16 protein-coding genes and 1 tRNA gene are annotated in these 15,104 nt (G+C 58.8%); 9 read left to right on the top strand and 8 right to left on the bottom strand.

All coding sequences use genetic code 11. The features are described 5' to 3' along the window. Positions 1-1,424, bottom strand: a 1,424-nt coding sequence (locus ACLP2E_RS09910) for a glycosyltransferase family 39 protein (protein ID WP_442465807.1), incomplete at its 3' end; no start/stop codon positions are given. Positions 1,425-2,275: 851 nt separating this feature from the next. Then, positions 2,276-2,349 (bottom strand) — tRNA-Gly (locus ACLP2E_RS09905). A gap of 150 nt (positions 2,350-2,499) precedes the next feature. Here ACLP2E_RS09905 and ACLP2E_RS09900 point away from each other — a divergent pair. Both ACLP2E_RS09900 and ACLP2E_RS09895 read left to right on the top strand, forming a co-directional pair. Continuing rightward, positions 2,500-2,688 (top strand): hypothetical protein, encoded by a 189-nt coding sequence (locus ACLP2E_RS09900; protein ID WP_442465806.1) that lies wholly within the window; start codon positions 2,500-2,502, stop codon positions 2,686-2,688. Between the two features lie 84 nt (positions 2,689-2,772). Beyond that, on the top strand, positions 2,773-3,393 hold the full coding sequence (locus tag ACLP2E_RS09895; protein ID WP_442465805.1) for a ParB-like protein: 621 nt from the start codon (positions 2,773-2,775) through the stop codon (positions 3,391-3,393). Positions 3,394-3,406: 13 nt separating this feature from the next. On the opposite strand, the gene ACLP2E_RS09890 is transcribed toward ACLP2E_RS09895, so the two are convergent. Both ACLP2E_RS09890 and ACLP2E_RS09885 read right to left on the bottom strand, forming a co-directional pair. After that, complete coding sequence (locus ACLP2E_RS09890) at positions 3,407-4,012, bottom strand: flavin reductase family protein (RefSeq protein ID WP_442465804.1); 606 nt, start codon at positions 4,010-4,012, stop codon at positions 3,407-3,409. A 52-nt stretch (positions 4,013-4,064) separates the two neighbouring features. Then, positions 4,065-4,361, bottom strand: a complete 297-nt coding sequence (locus ACLP2E_RS09885) for a hypothetical protein (RefSeq protein WP_442463463.1) — start codon at positions 4,359-4,361, stop codon at positions 4,065-4,067. Positions 4,362-4,875: 514 nt separating this feature from the next. On the opposite strand from ACLP2E_RS09885, the gene ACLP2E_RS09880 reads away from it, so the two are divergent. Continuing rightward, on the top strand, positions 4,876-6,279 hold the full coding sequence (locus tag ACLP2E_RS09880) for an OmpA family protein (protein ID WP_442465803.1): 1,404 nt from the start codon (positions 4,876-4,878) through the stop codon (positions 6,277-6,279). A 90-nt stretch (positions 6,280-6,369) separates the two neighbouring features. Continuing rightward, a complete protein-coding gene (locus ACLP2E_RS09875; protein ID WP_442465802.1) occupies positions 6,370-6,867 on the top strand; it encodes a hypothetical protein in 498 nt (165 codons plus the stop codon). Positions 6,868-6,894: 27 nt separating this feature from the next. Here ACLP2E_RS09875 and ACLP2E_RS09870 read toward each other — a convergent pair whose 3' ends face one another. The 3 genes from ACLP2E_RS09870 to ACLP2E_RS09860 all read right to left on the bottom strand — a co-directional run bounded on the left by ACLP2E_RS09870 (position 6,895) and on the right by ACLP2E_RS09860 (position 9,797). Then, positions 6,895-8,517 carry an ABC-F family ATP-binding cassette domain-containing protein gene (locus ACLP2E_RS09870; protein WP_442462540.1) on the bottom strand — a complete coding sequence of 541 codons (1,623 nt, stop codon included), beginning with the start codon at positions 8,515-8,517 and terminating at the stop codon, positions 6,895-6,897. 99 nt (positions 8,518-8,616) lie between these two features. Further along, positions 8,617-9,006 (bottom strand): response regulator, encoded by a 390-nt coding sequence (locus ACLP2E_RS09865; protein WP_442462541.1) that lies wholly within the window; start codon positions 9,004-9,006, stop codon positions 8,617-8,619. Next, the gene (locus ACLP2E_RS09860; protein ID WP_442465801.1) at positions 9,003-9,797 is read right to left on the bottom strand and encodes a sensor histidine kinase; all 795 of its coding nucleotides are present in this window, start codon (positions 9,795-9,797) and stop codon (positions 9,003-9,005) included. Before ACLP2E_RS09860 ends, ACLP2E_RS09865 begins: the two co-directional genes overlap by 4 nt. Before the next feature lie 38 nt (positions 9,798-9,835). Between ACLP2E_RS09860 and ACLP2E_RS09855 the strand changes: the two genes are divergently transcribed. The 5 genes from ACLP2E_RS09855 to ACLP2E_RS09835 all read left to right on the top strand — a co-directional run bounded on the left by ACLP2E_RS09855 (position 9,836) and on the right by ACLP2E_RS09835 (position 13,392). After that, positions 9,836-10,153, top strand: coding sequence for a hypothetical protein (locus tag ACLP2E_RS09855; RefSeq protein ID WP_442465800.1), 318 nt, complete (start codon positions 9,836-9,838; stop codon positions 10,151-10,153). 46 nt (positions 10,154-10,199) lie between these two features. After that, positions 10,200-11,387, top strand: a complete 1,188-nt coding sequence (locus ACLP2E_RS09850; protein ID WP_442465799.1) for a sensor histidine kinase — start codon at positions 10,200-10,202, stop codon at positions 11,385-11,387. After that, a complete protein-coding gene (locus tag ACLP2E_RS09845; protein ID WP_442462544.1) occupies positions 11,384-11,773 on the top strand; it encodes a response regulator in 390 nt (129 codons plus the stop codon). Before ACLP2E_RS09850 ends, ACLP2E_RS09845 begins: the two co-directional genes overlap by 4 nt. A gap of 127 nt (positions 11,774-11,900) precedes the next feature. Beyond that, the gene (locus tag ACLP2E_RS09840) at positions 11,901-12,038 is read left to right on the top strand and encodes a hypothetical protein (protein ID WP_442462545.1); all 138 of its coding nucleotides are present in this window, start codon (positions 11,901-11,903) and stop codon (positions 12,036-12,038) included. A 292-nt stretch (positions 12,039-12,330) separates the two neighbouring features. After that, positions 12,331-13,392, top strand: a complete 1,062-nt coding sequence (locus ACLP2E_RS09835) for an HAD family hydrolase (protein ID WP_442462546.1) — start codon at positions 12,331-12,333, stop codon at positions 13,390-13,392. Positions 13,393-13,462: 70 nt separating this feature from the next. Here ACLP2E_RS09835 and ACLP2E_RS09830 read toward each other — a convergent pair whose 3' ends face one another. Beyond that, entirely contained in the window at positions 13,463-13,990 is a 528-nt protein-coding gene (locus ACLP2E_RS09830; RefSeq protein ID WP_442465798.1) for a peroxiredoxin, read from the bottom strand. Between the last annotated feature and the right edge of the window lie 1,114 nt (positions 13,991-15,104).

Below are 15,104 nucleotides of genomic sequence, written 5' to 3'. Positions count from 1 at the left end.
GGCCACGCCGGGACGGTCAGTGACTTGCGCTGCGAATAGAAGGCGACTTCACTCGACCAGTCGAAGCCGTACCATATGACTGTATCGTCTTCAGCCGTATGCGCCTTGATGAATTCAGCGATTTTCAACATGGAATTGTTTTCGGCCGAAATTGCCCAGCGCCGGATCGGCCCGTACAGACCCTCGAAGCCGACGAAATTCGCAACAATGAGCCAGGTCGCGAGCATGGCGTACAAGGAATTCCGTTCCGGAAACAGTTCCTCCGCCATCGTTCCGACGCTGAGGCCAACGGCGATCAGAAAAAAGACGGTGGCGGATACCTGGTAATATTCGTGCACGATGTGCAGATTGGTGAACACAAAAAACTGAAGGAGGCCGGTCAATGTCGCCAGAGCGATCGTCCAGCGCCGCGCCGCGTCGCGCGCCACCATCAGGCCCGCTATGATCGCCGCAAGTCCTGCGGCGCCAAAAACGCTGCCCCGAAACACGCGATCGAACAGCACTTCGATCCAGAGTTTCGAGGACAGACGCTGCTCGACCGTACCGAAATTCCAGTTCGTCAGGCTCGACGACGTCAGCGAGGCTCCTATCGGGTTCTGGTTTTTTATAAAATCGGAATAGGCCGTCCACGTGATCAGGAGGGCAACGCCAAACAGGACCACGGCGGCTGCGGCCGCGACGTGGCGCCATTCTCGCCGCATGACGGCAGGCCGGAGATGGCGCAAGGCAATCGCCAGCGAAAACATGGCGGCGACGGGCAAAGCGGTCGTCGACTTTTGCAATAATCCGAGCGCTAGGAACAGGGCTGCGAGCCCGTAATCATAAAAGGAACCCTGTTTCTGATAAATTCGCGTCGCATAGAAGATAAAAAACAGGGTGAAGAACAGGGCCGTCGTCTCGATCATGAACGTGCTGGACCAGAAAACATATTCCGGTGAGCCCATCACCAGCGCCAAGCAAAAAAACCGGGTCGCCACGCTGGCGCCGATCTGTCGCAGGGTGAGATACAACGGCCAGCAACACAGGAGCATGAAAAGCCAGCTCACTATGCGGCCAGCGGCCTCCAAAGGAGCGTGTGTAAGCTTGACTGCAGCAGCAACAATGGCTTGGTAAATTGGAAATTCAAAAGGAATACTCCAGCCCTGCCCGACTACCGGCGTCCAATAAGCTAGCCGCAAACCATCCTTGATAAAATAATAGGTTGTTATGGCTGTCTGGGTTTGCCGGAAACCAAAGGATTCCAGTATCGGCTGGCCCAGCGCCATCCTGAGATAGTAAGCTGAAAATCCGATAGTGACAATAAAAAGCAGAACACTAACCCGTTGCGGCGAAAGCGCATAACTAAAATAGCGCGATATAGCACAAAAAAAAGAAATAGCCTTCCTAACATTAGGTTCAGTGCTATTTTTTACTTTAATATCCATTCTCAAGCGCTCTTTTGTGCGGCGCTAAGTTGGCAACGATAATGCTCCACAATCAAGAAATACGCCGATGGAGCCTATTTAAACTCTTATCTAGTTTGAGGCAAGCCATAAAAGAGCATGCGTAAATGATGCGAAATGTCGTCAGGTGAATATCCCTCGACTGCCAATTCAGGTTCGGATGGAAAAATGCCCACGAAACGGCCGGGACCAATCGGCAGCGCCTCCAATTTCAAAAGCAGGGCTCGAATTAGGTCCATGTCGCGCTTCATTGAAAAGCCCCGTCCACGTCAAATCGAACAGAGTCACGCACCCCGCAGACCGAGCAGCGAAACCGACGAGCGCGGCCAATATCAGGGAACAGGGTTTCGTCGGGCAAGCGGATCGCATCGAACGGCACAGCCCCGGAGTGCTGGCAAGCGCGGCAGACGGGACAGACGCCCCTCAAGCCCTGCCTTCATTGCGGCGATGGTCGGTGCTGTGACTGGAATATTCGCTGGCATGGGTGCGGCCGAAGTCGAGATCGCAGCTACCGAGTCGGCGCTTACCGATGATTTCCGAAAACTGCTTACCGAATGCTTACCGCTGGGCCGCCGCGTTATAAATCAGCGTCAACTATTTCATCCAAGCTATTGATTTTATTGGTGAGTGCGATGGGACTCGAACCCATGACCCTCTGATTAAAAGTTTAGACGGTAGTGCGACTGAAACGATCGGATCGCCGAACTCAGCGCCGAGCTCACTTAAACTTGCAATCACAGACCGTGGCGACATGGTGGCGACAAAACATCGCTAACTATTGACAGCTCGCTGGCGCCGCCGCCGCAAAATATTTGAAACCAATAGGATATATTTGGAGCGGGTGAAGGGAATCGAACCCTCGTATTCAGCTTGGAAGGCTGCTGCTCTACCATTGAGCTACACCCGCGTGGCCACGTTATGCCAAGCGCCGCGGCGCTTGGCAAGACGGACGCGAAGCGAAAGGACCGGCCGCCTTGCCTTGCAATGCCGAAGTTCGCGCCATGGACAAAGCGGCTTCACGCTGGTTTCCTGAGCTTTAGCCGCCGGGATGACGCCCATGCCCTCCAATATCGACAACCTGATGCGCGTACTGGCCCTAATGGCCCTGTTGTTCTATCTCGCGCCGGGCGTTTTTGGACGAGGGTCGCCGACCAGCCAGGTATGGCTGCGCCGCGCCGCCGTGGCCTGCCTGGCGCTCGGCCTCGTTCTCGCCCTGGCTTTGAGCGTCCGTTGGTTTCTGAGATAATTTTCCTTCGTAACCTTCCCCGTTCGATGGCGTTGACAACCAAGACCTGTTGTTCCGCTGGACCAACGCCAAAGGGAGAAATCGATGACCACGGTGCGCGACCCCAGAATCAAGCCCGTCTCAATCGCCGACTTGCGCCCGACCCAGATCACAGTGGGAATGCGCGAGGTCGATGAGAAGCGCCGGCATTGGCGCGAAAAGAAAACAGCAAAGGGCGCTGAATTTCTTGGCGAACATATGATCCCCGTTATCCTCGGGCCAAAGCAGCGCCATTATGTGACCGACCATCACCATTTGTGCCGCGCTTTGCACGAAGAGGGGGTGGAATTTATCTTGACGAATGTCGTCGCTGATCTGAGCGATGTCGAGCCCGACAGTTTCTGGTTTTTCCTGGACAATCGCAGCTGGATTTATCCATTCGACGAGAAGGGAAAGCGTCGCCCCTATGACGCCATTCCGAAATCCGTCGACAAGCTGGTCGACGATCCCTATCGCTCGATCGCTGGAGAGTTGCGCCGGCTTGGCGGCTACGCCAAGGACACTGTCCCGTTCAGCGAATTTTTGTGGGCGGATTTCCTGCGCCGGCGCATCAAGCGCAAACTGATCGACGCCGACTTCACCGCGGCGACGGGAGAAGCGCTGAGACTGGCCAAGAGCGTCGACGCCAATTACCTCCCCGGCTGGTGCGGGCCAGTCTCCGACTAGAGTCGTTTGCGCCCTATTGCGGCCGGTCCATCTGGAAGATCGCGTCCACCACCGCGTAATCCGCCGCGTACCCGCAGCGCACGATGGTTTTGGCGGCGGCCAGATCGAAGCGGCCGTCCTTGACGTATCTCTCGTCGAGATGAACCCCGACCACCTGCCCCAGGGTCAGGATATTGCCGACAGCCTCGCCTTCGAGGTTTTTCAGCCGAAAAATCTCGGTCACCCGGCATTCGAGGCCGCAGGGGCTGGCGGCGACGCGCGGCGCCTTGACGATCCGGCAGGGCGCCATCTCGAGCCCGGCGAAGAGGAATTCGTTTTCCCCGCGCGGGCGGGAGGCTGAACTGGCGTTCATCGCCTCCCGCAATTCAAATGTCGCCATGTTCCAGACGAATTCGCCGGAGTCCGCAGCGAAAGTCGCGGAATCCTTCGCTCCCTCGCTGGAAAAGCCGATCAGCGGCGGCGCGCCAGAAAAGGCGTTGAAGAAACTGTATGGCGCCAGATTAATCTCGCCGGCGCGGCTCATTGTCGAAATCCAGCCGATCGGGCGCGGCGCGACCAAAGCCTTGAACGGGTCGTGGGGCAGGAGTTTCCGGTCGCGCGAAGCTGGCTCGTAGAACATTCTTCCCCGATCACGGCGTGATCTCAGTTCATCCACCGCAAAGACGTGGCGTTCAGTTGATCGATTCGCCGCGCGAGGGATTCGCCATCAATTCGATTGATTCGATCGCCTGTTTGAGACTGGCCAGCCCCTTCGCGCTCATCCGCAGATGCGCCACGACCCGGCGCTCCGACACGATCCGATCCTCCGTGGCGACGTGGGTGAGCGCTTCCAGCGTGATGTTTCCGATCGCGCCATCGAAACCGAAGGTCGGAGCGCCTTCGAAATAAACAAACGGCGCCGTTGCGCTGCCGATCTGAGACAAGGGGGGCGTGGGGATCCTGGGCATTTTGTTCGATTCTTCGGTCATGATGCGATTCCTCAGCTTTCGATTTCGCTCAAACAATCCGGCGCACACCTTAAAGCTATTTGCGGCTCGGCGCATGAAATGACAATGGCCGGCGACATCGAAATGACAGCCGCGGCCGCGAGACCGGGTTCCGGCCGAGCGACGAGGATCGGACCATCGTTTTTTGCCTGAATCAGCAACAAGCTTCGCGTTGTTTTATGTTGCAGCGCGGAAATCTTTCCATCGAGATTTTGTGAAGATTTCTGTCTTGAAAGTTTCATAGAGTAAGGCTTAGCTAGGGCGATAAGCTTTTTAATTACTCCCGTCCAACTGCAATGGCGGCAAAGAGATTCAGAGTCCGGGGGGAGACCGCCGGAAAAGGACTTTTTTTAAATCGCCGCCGCCCCTAGGGCCAATCGGATTTTGCTTCGACACACCAGACCTTTCGGCACGAAAGACACCGTCGGTCCGGAATGGTCCAACGGCCAACAAACTTCCCACAATTCAAGACAAGACTACATCCCAGGAGAAAAAAATGGCTCTCTTCGACGCGCTGATCAACGATATCGCCACCCGCTTCGGACTTGGCTCGAACGCCGCCCCCCTGGTGCGCGAAGTCCTCAATCTCATTGTGGAGCAGCCGAGAGGCCTGACCGGCTTTCTCGAAAAGCTGAAATCCGTCGGTCTCGGTTCGGAAATCGCCTCGTGGCTCGGCAACCCCGCCGCCGCGGCCCTGCCGACGCAACTGATCGAGGGCGCGCTCGGGTCCTCGCTGCTGGGCGGCCTCGCCAGCAAGCTGGGCCTCAGCTCCTCTATCGTCACCCCCGCCCTCGCCTATGTCGTGCCGAAACTCGTCGGCCTGCTGACGCCCGGCGGCGTAATCCCGGCTACCCTGCCCACCGCCGTCAGTGGCTTCCTCTCCGCCGCGCCCGTCGCTGCGCAGCCGGTCCCCCACCACGCGGAAGCGAGCCACGAGACGACGAAAAGCGGCAATCCCTGGCTTTGGCCGGCGCTTCTCTCCGCCGGCATCCTGGCGCTAGCCGCCTTTCTCATGAACCAGCCCGCTCCCGAGCAAAAGGTCGTGAACGTCGCGCCCGCGCCTGTCGCCACGCCGGCGCCCGCACCCATGGCCGCGATGAAGCCCGCGCCGGTGGTTCCGGCTCCGACGCTGCCGGCTCAGCTCTCGCTCAGCAACGATAACGGCGTGATCCATTATTCCGGCTCCGTGCATGACGAGGCCACCCGCTCGTCGATCCTCGACCAGCTGAAATCGGCCTTCGGCGCGGACAAGATCGTCGGCGAAATCGCCGTCGACGCGAACCGCATGGCCGCCTCATGGACGACCAACCTTGGCCCGGCGCTCGATCACTTCAAGCATCCGGGCCTGAAGGCGTCGTTCAGCGGCAATTCGCTCAACCTCGGCGGCATTGCCCAAAACGACATCAACGAAATCATGAGCTATCTGAAGAACCTGTTCGGCGGCGGCTGGTCGTTTGGCTTGCTCGGCGACAAGGCCTCCGAAGCCGCCGCCGCCAACGCCAAGGTGGCCGCAGCCCTCGCCTCGCTGAAGTCCGGCTTCAACCCCAAGGAACTGCTCGACGTCCTGAACATGTCGGTCATTGTCTTCCCAACCTCCGGCTTTGAACTGCCGGCTTCGGAAGAGCCGCTGATGCAGCAGGCCGCCGCTCTTCTGAAGCAGCTCCCGCCAGGCACAGTCGTCGAGATCGCCGGCTATACCGACAATACCGGCGACGCGACCGCCAATGTGACCCTTTCGCAGAATCGCGCCGACTCGATCCGCAAGGCACTGGTCGGCGCCGGCGTCGACGGCTCGACTCTGGTCTCCAAGGGCTATGGCGAAGCCAATCCGGTCGCCAGCAACGACACCGAAGACGGCCGCTCCAACAACCGCCGCATCGAATATCACATCGCCAAGTAGATTTAAGCGGCCAGCGAAAAACACAACGCTGGGAGGGGCGACCCCTCCCAGGATTCACATTTGAAAGACAAAGAAATAGGGGAGAGAACCATGGCGACCAAGGCCGACTTTACCGCCGACGAGTGGAAGATGATCATGGGAAGCCCGATGCTCGCCGCCTTGGCGGTGACGGTCGCCGACCCCAGCGGCATCTGGGGCCTGCTGCAGGAGGGCATGGCCAGCGGACGCGCCCTGATCGAGGCGAAGAGCGCCCCCGGCGCCAACGCTTTGGTCAAGGAACTTGCCGACGAAATGACCACGTCGGAAGGGCGCACCATGGCGCGCGACGGCGTCAAGGCCGAACTGACCGCCAAATCGCCGGAAGAAATCAAGCAACAGGCGCTGTCGACGCTGGCCGAAGTCGGCAAGATTCTCGACGCCAAGGCGCCGCAGGATGCGCCGGAATTCAAGGGCTGGCTGAAACACGTCGCCGAAAGGGTCGCAGCAGCCGCGTCGGAAGGCGGCATTCTCGGCTTCGGCGGCGTACAGGTCAGCGACAAGGAAAAGGCGACCATCGCCGAAATCGCGACCGCCTTGAATCTCGGCTGATCCATTTGGCCCGAGTAGGGAGTCCGGCTAGCTCCGCAGGCCGGGCGCCTCGTGGCCGGTGCGCGCGACATATTCGTTGTAGCCGCCGCCATATTGGTGGACGCCTTCGTCGGTCAGCTCCAGCACCCGATTGGATAAGGCGGCGAGAAAATGCCGGTCATGCGAGACGAACAGCATGGCGCCCTCATACTGCGACAAAGCCTTGATCAGCATTTCCTTCGTCAAGAGGTCGAGATGGTTTGTGGGCTCGTCGAGCACCAGGAAATTCGGCGGATCATAGAGCATTTTCGCCATCACCAGCCGCGCCTTCTCGCCCCCTGACAGCACCCGGCATTTCTTTTCGATATCGTCGCCGGAAAAGCCGAAACAGCCGGCGAGCGAGCGCAAGGAGCCCTGCCCCGCCTGTGGAAACGAATCCTCCAGAGATTCGAATATGGTGCGCTCGCCTTCCAGCAACTCCATGGCGTGTTGGGCGAAATATCCCATCTTGACGCTGCCGCCGAGGGCGACGGCGCCGCGGTCCGCCTGCGTCGCGCCAGCCACCAGCTTCAACAGCGTCGACTTGCCGGCGCCATTGACCCCCATGACGCACCAGCGCTCCTTGCGGCGGACCTGAAAATCCAGGCCCTCGTAGATGCGGCGGGCGCCATAGCTCTTGTGGACGTTCTTCAGGCTGACGACGTCCTCGCCGGAGCGCGGCGCCGGCGGAAAATCGAACAATATGGTCTGACGGCGGCGGGGCGGCTCGACCTTTTCGATCTTCTCCAGTTTCTTCACCCGGCTCTGCACCTGCGAAGCATGCGAGGCGCGCGCCTTGAAACGTTCGATGAACTTGATTTCCTTGGCGAGCATCGCCTGCTGGCGCTCGAACTGCGCCTGCTGCTGCTTCTCGTTGAGCAGGCGCTGCTGCTCATAATATTCGTAATCGCCCGAATAGCTGGACAGCGCGCCGCCGTCGATCTCGACGATCTTGCCGACGATGCGGTTCATGAATTCGCGGTCGTGCGAGGTCATCAACAATCCGCCGTCGTAGTTTTTGAGAAATTCCTCCAGCCAGATCAGGCTTTCCAAATCGAGATGGTTGCTCGGCTCGTCGAGCAGCATGGCGTCGGGGCGCATGATCAGGATGCGGGCCAGCGCCACGCGCATCTTCCAGCCGCCCGACAAGGCGCCGACATCGCCGTCCATCATCTCCTGTGAAAAGCTCAATCCCGCAAGGATTTCCCGCGCCCTGCCCTCCAGCGCATAGCCGTCCAGCTCCTCGAAACGGCCCTGGACCTCGCCATAGCGCTCGATGATCTCGTCCATGTCGTCGGCGCGATCTGGGTCCGCCATGGCGGTCTCCAACGCATGCAATTCCGCCGCCACCACGCTGACCGGGCCGGCGCCGTCCATCACCTCGGCCACGGCGCTGCGGCCGGCCATTTCGCCGACATCCTGGTTGAAATAGCCGATGGTGACGCCGCGATCGACGGAAACCTGGCCCTCGTCGGGGGATTCCTGACCGGTGATCAGGCGGAACAAGGTGGTCTTGCCGGCGCCGTTGGGGCCGACGAGTCCAACCTTCTCGCCTTTCTGCAAAGCCGCCGAGGCCTCGATGAACAGGAGATGATTGCCATTCTGCTTGCTGATGTTTTCGAGTCGAATCATGCGCGGAAGCCCGTATGTTTTCCCGCGTCCTTAAGCCAATTGGTTCGCCGGCGGTAGTGCGGCCGTCGCCAGCGCCGGAAAACGACAAAAATGCTCGCTCTAGTATCGAGCGGCTGTTTCGAGGGCGTTCATGAGCTCCCGGTCGGAAACCGGCTTGAAAAGCACTGCCTTAGGATCGGCCAGCTGGATGCGCGCCATCGTTTTTGCGTCACTCGATCCAGAGAGAAAAATGATTTTGGAGCCCACGAGCGCGCGGATCGCGAGGGCCGCATCGACGCCGTCTCTTTCGCCTCGCAGGCACATATCCATCAGCACGATCGAGGGTCGAAACTCCCGGGCGAGAGCTACTGCATCGTCGGCTGTGGCGGCGGTGGCGCAGACCTTCATGCCCAGATCTTCAATAATCATCGACAGGCCCACGACGATCAGAAATTCGTCTTCAACTATGAGGACATGATCCTGGAGTTCGTCCGCGCGGAGCTCGGTCATGACTGGACCGGAGCGGCGAGGAGAATTTCGGTGCGGGCTCCGTTGATGTTCTCCATGACCAGTGCGCCTTTGAGCTGGCTGACCAGGCCGGTTATTATATTGATTCCATAGCCTGGCTTCGGCGCGAATGGGGATTGCGCGCTCTCGGATGTTTGCCCGTTATCGGAAACGATCAAGGAGATCTTGTCGTGCTCGCCGCGCCCCAATGCGATGGATACACTGCCGACGCCCTCGGGAAAGGCGTGCTTGAGCGAATTGGTCAGCAATTCGGTCACCAGCAAGCCTAACGGTATGGCGAAATCCAACCCCACCTTCAGAGGAATTGACTGAACGGAAACATTGACGCCGCGATAGGCGCCGGAATCGATGACATTTTTAACCAGGTCCCGCAAAAAAGGCGCGACATCGAAGGTTTTCAGATCTGCCGATTTCATCAATTGCTGATGAACCAGCCCCATGGCGTAGACCCTTTGACGAACATTGCGTAACGCGGCGACGGCGTCCTTGTCGGTGATTTGCCGCGACTGCAACGCCAGCAATCCGTCGACGATCTGGAGGTTATTCTTCACGCGGTGGTAGACTTCGCGGAGCAGGATGTCGCGCTGTTCGAGGGCTTCCTTCAAACGCGCGTTTGTTGCCTTGAGCTCCGCCGTATGTTCGTCGACGCGCCGCCCCAAAGCGAGATTAGCCGCCGTGACGCGAGCTTCGCATTCCGCCAACAGAGCGGCGGTCCGCTCCTGCTCAAGCATCTTCGCCTTGAGTTCCGACTTGAGGCCTTCCAGCTCCGGCATGGCTACCTCACGGCTTCGTTGATTTGGCGGTTAAGTGCTTGGCCGCGCAGGACGGCCATGACCAAGGTGTAAATCGCGGGCTTTCCTTGTACAGGATTTTGCAGAATGCAAATCCTAGCATAAGCAAGGCGGCGCTGTCAGGTCAAAACGCTTTTTATTATGTATTTTTCGGCACTTATGCTATGGTCGAAATTCTCGTGAGCTTCGCGCAAAAACAACGTTGCAAACCTCTGGCTCTCCAGGACGCCGAAACAGTCAGCGAAGACCAGCGGCCACGAAAAATGCGGATCCTTGCTTCAGGGCGGAAACCCATATCCGCCGCTTTTTTCTGCAGTGGTTGTTCTCTAGCCCACTGACGCATTACGTCCCGCGGAGCCGTCTGTTTTGGCCGGGAGGCGAAATATGTCGATTTGGGATTGGCTGTTGAACCCGGCAGGACTGACGCCACATGGTTTCTGCCTGAGCTGGGCGCCCGGCCTGGTCTGGCTGCACGCGGCCTCGGACGCCATCACCGGTCTGGCTTATTTCTCGGTGCCGCTCGCTCTGGCGTCGTTCGCGCGACAGCGGCGCGATCTGCAATATGGCTGGGTGATCTATCTGTTCGTCGCTTTCATCCTCGCTTGCGGCGCCACGCATCTCATGTCGATTCTCACTCTCTGGCTTCCCGTTTATGGCGTTGAGGGGATCATAAAGCTGATTACAGCCGTCGCCTCCATCGCCACCGCGATCCTTTTGTGGCCGATGATTCCAAAACTGGTGGCGCTGCCGTCGCCCGCCAAATTGGAAAGCCTCAACGCGGAGCTGAAAGCGACCATTGCCGAGCAGCAACACACCGCCACTTTGTTGAAGGAAAGCGAGTCGCGTGCAAGAGCGTCAAACCTTAGTCTGGAGCGCCGGGTCGACGATCAAACCGCGGAACTCAGAAACGCCAACACCCATTTGACCGAGGCGCTGGAACAACGCACCGCCGCGCTTGAGCAGCGCGATGTCTTGCTTCGCGAAGTCTATCATCGCGTCAAGAATAATTTGCAGATCATCGACGCCCTTCTGGCCGTGCAAGCCGGGCATTTCCACGATACGGATTCAGCGAGCGCGCTGCTTGATTTGCGCCAACGCGTCTATGCGCTGGGACTGGTCCACCAACAACTGATGGACTCGAAGGATTTGAAGACCTTCGACATTGCGCCCTTTTTGCAGGAACTTGCCGACAACATCATCGAAACGAGCGTTTTTCCTGAGGTCAAGGTTTCCGTGCATGCCATTTCATTAACGGTAGGTCTCGATTTCGCCATTCCCTTGGGATTGCTGGTGACCGAATTGCTGACCAATTCGTTGCGACATGCCTTCCCGACCGGGGCTGGGAACATTGCCGTGGTCCTGGCGCGCAACGAGGAACAAAAGCTTGCCTTGACCGTTTCCGACGATGGTCGGGGACAGGCGCCCAACAAGATTTCAACAGCTGTTCCCAAAGCTGGTTGCGGAATGAAGATCATTTCTGGCCTTGTCGCCCAGCTCAGAGGCACGATAACCGTTCGAAACGAAGGCGGCATGCGCACGGAGATATGCGTCGCCGAGCCGGCCCTGGCATGAGCGAAATGCAAGATGGCAATGCTCAAAACCGGGTGCTCATCGTCGATGATGAGTTCCTGATCGTCATGGGCCTGTCCATGGTGATCGAAGAAATGGGGATGGAAGTCTGCGCGTCCGCAGCCACAGCCGACGATGCGGTCGCGCTTGCTCAAAAATATCGTCCCTCGATCGTGCTGATGGATATGCGGTTGCAGGGCGACAAGGACGGCGTCGATGCGGCGCTGGAGATCCACGAAACAGTTGGCTCCAAAGTCATCTTCATCACGGGCTCGCGGGAGCAGGAAACGGCCTCGCGCATCCGCATGGACCATCCTTCGGCGGTGCTTTACAAGCCCATTTCAGACGGGCAGCTTCGCGCGACGATCGAAAAAATCACTTGCGACTAAACTGCGGGCCTTCGGCATTGGGCGGCCCCGCTTCAGCCGGCAACTCGCATACGCCTCGCACGTCATCGACTTCCTCGATCGCGGCGCGCTCGCCGGCCCAGTCACCGCCTTTCTGTACGATTGGAACATGCTGCCGATTGGGCAGCAGCTATGGGAGAAGGAACTCCATTCCTACAAGGAGTTCCCGCCGCTTCAGGCGCCGGAGACCTATAATCTTTCGGGAATTCTGGACATGATAAAAAAAGGCGGTCATCCGAGCGACTAAGCGCAAGACCCGAGCTTGACACATCAGCGGGCGACCCGAAAGGGCCGCCCGTTTTCGCGGAGACGGCGTTGGCATTGGAGCGGTTCCAGCGGAATTGATGGAGCCCAAGGCAGAGCTTTAAATCGTCTCATACCCTGCGATGGCATCGAAGATTTGGCGGACATGGAGCGATTCGAAAGAAACCTCGGGCAGACGAACGCGGAGGATTGCCTGATGGCCGCTAGATCAGGGGATAGCGCATTGACCTGTCGGGGCCTCGACCGCGACAATGATGAAAAACAAGGATTCGATCGTGTCTTCCAATGATTCAATTTTCCGCTTGAACCGCCGGCTTCTCCTTGCCGCACTGATCGCGGCGCCGGCCTTGACCGCGATGGTTGGCCCGGTCTCGACTTCGGCCCATGCGGCGGAGGATCACGACGCTTTGCCCTCATGGAACGACGGCCCCGCCAAAAAGGCGATCCTCGATTTCATTCGCATCACCACCGACCCATCGAGCAAGGATTTCGTGCCGCCGGAGGAGCGCATCGCCACCTTCGATCAGGACGGCACCTTGTGGGTCGAGCACCCAATCTACTCGCAACTGATCTATTGCTTCGACCGCGTCCCGGCCTTGGTCAAAGCCAGGCCCGAACTGGCCAAGGTCGAGCCGTTCAAGACCGTGCTGACGGGCGATTTCGAGAAGATCGGCAAGCTTCCGCTGCGCGCCATCGAGGAAATCGCGGTCGCGACCCTCACCGGCATGGACGTGGAAATGTTCCAGGCAGAAGTGAAGGCGTGGATCGCCGGAGCCAGGGATCATCGCTGGAAGCGGCCTTACACGGACCTGATCTACCAGCCGATGCAGGAAGTCCTGACGTTGTTCCGCGCCAACGGCTACAAGACTTTTATCGTCACCGGCGGCGGACAGGATTTCGTGCGCGTCTATTCCGAACGCGTCTACGGCATCCCGCCCGAGCAGGTGGTCGGCAGCGCCGTTGGGACAAAATACGGCTACGACAAGAACGGCAAGCCGTTCCTGACCAAGGAGCCGAAGCTTTTGTTAAACGACAACAACGCCGGCAAGCCCGAGGGCATCCATCTCGAGATCGGCCGCAGGCCGCGCGCCGCCTTCGGCAATTCGACCGGCGACCGCCAGATGCTCGAATATACCCAGGCCGGCGACGGCGCGCGGCTATCGATGCTCGTGCTGCATGACGACGGCAAGCGCGAATATGCCTACGGACCGGCTCAGGGTCTGCCCGACAGCAAGGTCGGAACTTTTCCGCAGGCGCTCTATGACGAGGCGAAGAAGGACGGCTGGTTCGTGATCAGCATGAAGGACGACTGGAAGCGCATCTTCGCGTTTGAATAGCCGTGTTCGATACAAGGCCTGCGAGGCGCGCTTCGTTGCGCGCTCATTTTTATCGGAAAAGTCGGGAATCTCAGGAGCTTTCGAGAAAGGCCAGCATCGTATCGGCGTCGGAGACCTTCACGCCGACGCCGCTCGGATTGTCCCTTACATCTGGCTCGGCGAATAATTTTTTGATGTTTCCATCGTCCACGAGCATGGAATAGCGCCAGCTCCGCAGGCCCATGCCCTGCTGCCGGCGATCGACGAGCATGCCCATAAGCCGGGTGAAGTCGCCATTGCCGTCAGGCAGCATGAAGACCCTTTCGATATTCTGCGCCTTGGCCCACTGAAACATCACAAAGGCGTCGTTGACGGCCAGACAGATGACCCGGTCGACGCCAAGGCGTTTGAAATCGTCGTATCGCCGCTCATAGCCGGGCAGATGACTTTCGGAACAGGCCGGGGTGAAAGCGCCCGGCAAAGCGAAAAGCACGACGCGCTTGCCGCCGAAAATTTCCTGGCTGGAGACGTCCTTCCATTCGAACGGGTTGGGGCCGCCAAGCGCGTCGTTCCTGACTCGAATGTGGAAGGTGACGTTGGGCACAGAGGTCGGTGTCATTTTCTTAGACTCGCGCTCATCGGGCTCCGACAATAACGCGACCCTCTTCCCGACACGAGCCCGGAAAAAAAGTCCAGACGCACTTAAGTCCTTTGAAGCCCTCAGCCGGACAACGGCGACTTGACAAAGGCCTCCGGCGCTGCACAGCAGACCAGATCATCATCGTCGGGTCGAGCGGCGTGACCGAAAATCATTGTGGTTGGAGAAGGGATGCCCGGACCAGCCCGCGCTCGACAAACAGACCAGCAACAGAACGAAGAAGGCGAGGCTCCGACGGAGTGAAAGGTCGCCCGGGATCTAAACCCGGCCAGAGTGCGGGTTGCGTCTGAATTTGCGTGACGCCGCCCACCTTGTCTGCCGATCGCCAGGCGCCGCTTCGGAATGGTTCGGTTCAAGTAACTATCGGCAGCATTTATGACAAGGCGAAGTTAAATCCAATGCAAGCAAAGCTTCAGCCGCTGTATTCAATTCAAAGTGTATTTACATGCAAAAATGCCCATTCGGCGCCTATATGAGCGGCGAGTCTTTCTTGTCGGCCTAGGAGTGCTGGCTCGCAGCGCCGGGAGGCGTATGCAGGAGGGCAATTGCCGGGGCCTGGGGAGCGAGGGGTGGTCGCGCCTCCGCCGCCCCGCGAATTGCCTTATACGCGCGCATTTCTCCAGTTTTTCGCGAGGCCAGGATGCTTACTGTCGTCATTCTGATTTGCTCGATCTCCACTCCGCCTGGAGATTGCGACGCCGCCCACGCTCTCGAAATGCTGAATGTCGGTGTAGTCCGCTCGTTGGCGGCCTGCGGCGTTCAGGCGCAAGCAGTGTTGGCCAGGTCCGCCATAAAGCCCGTTCCAGAACGCGAATACGTCAAAGTCAGATGCGCCAGGGAGGGTTGAGCACAGGCGGCCGTCCTGCGCTCGGCATCTGGTCGATCATCTCGTTTTTTTAAGTGGAATGGTGGGAGAGGTAGGACATCCACAACGCTATAAAATCAAGTAGTTAGCCGAAGTGGGTCACATAAATCACCTCATTAGCCAATCACCGGAGTTTCCGACCCACGAGGAATGAAACGGGCGAGCATCTGGCGTATAATTCTTGCGCGTCGCCGGCACAGAGGTCGGCCT

The sequence above is a fragment of the Rhodoblastus sp. genome (genome assembly GCF_052145335.1).
Taxonomy (GTDB): domain Bacteria; phylum Pseudomonadota; class Alphaproteobacteria; order Rhizobiales; family Beijerinckiaceae; genus Rhodoblastus.
Note: the sequence above shows the minus strand (reverse complement) of the source record. Positions and strands in the feature narration are given on the sequence as shown.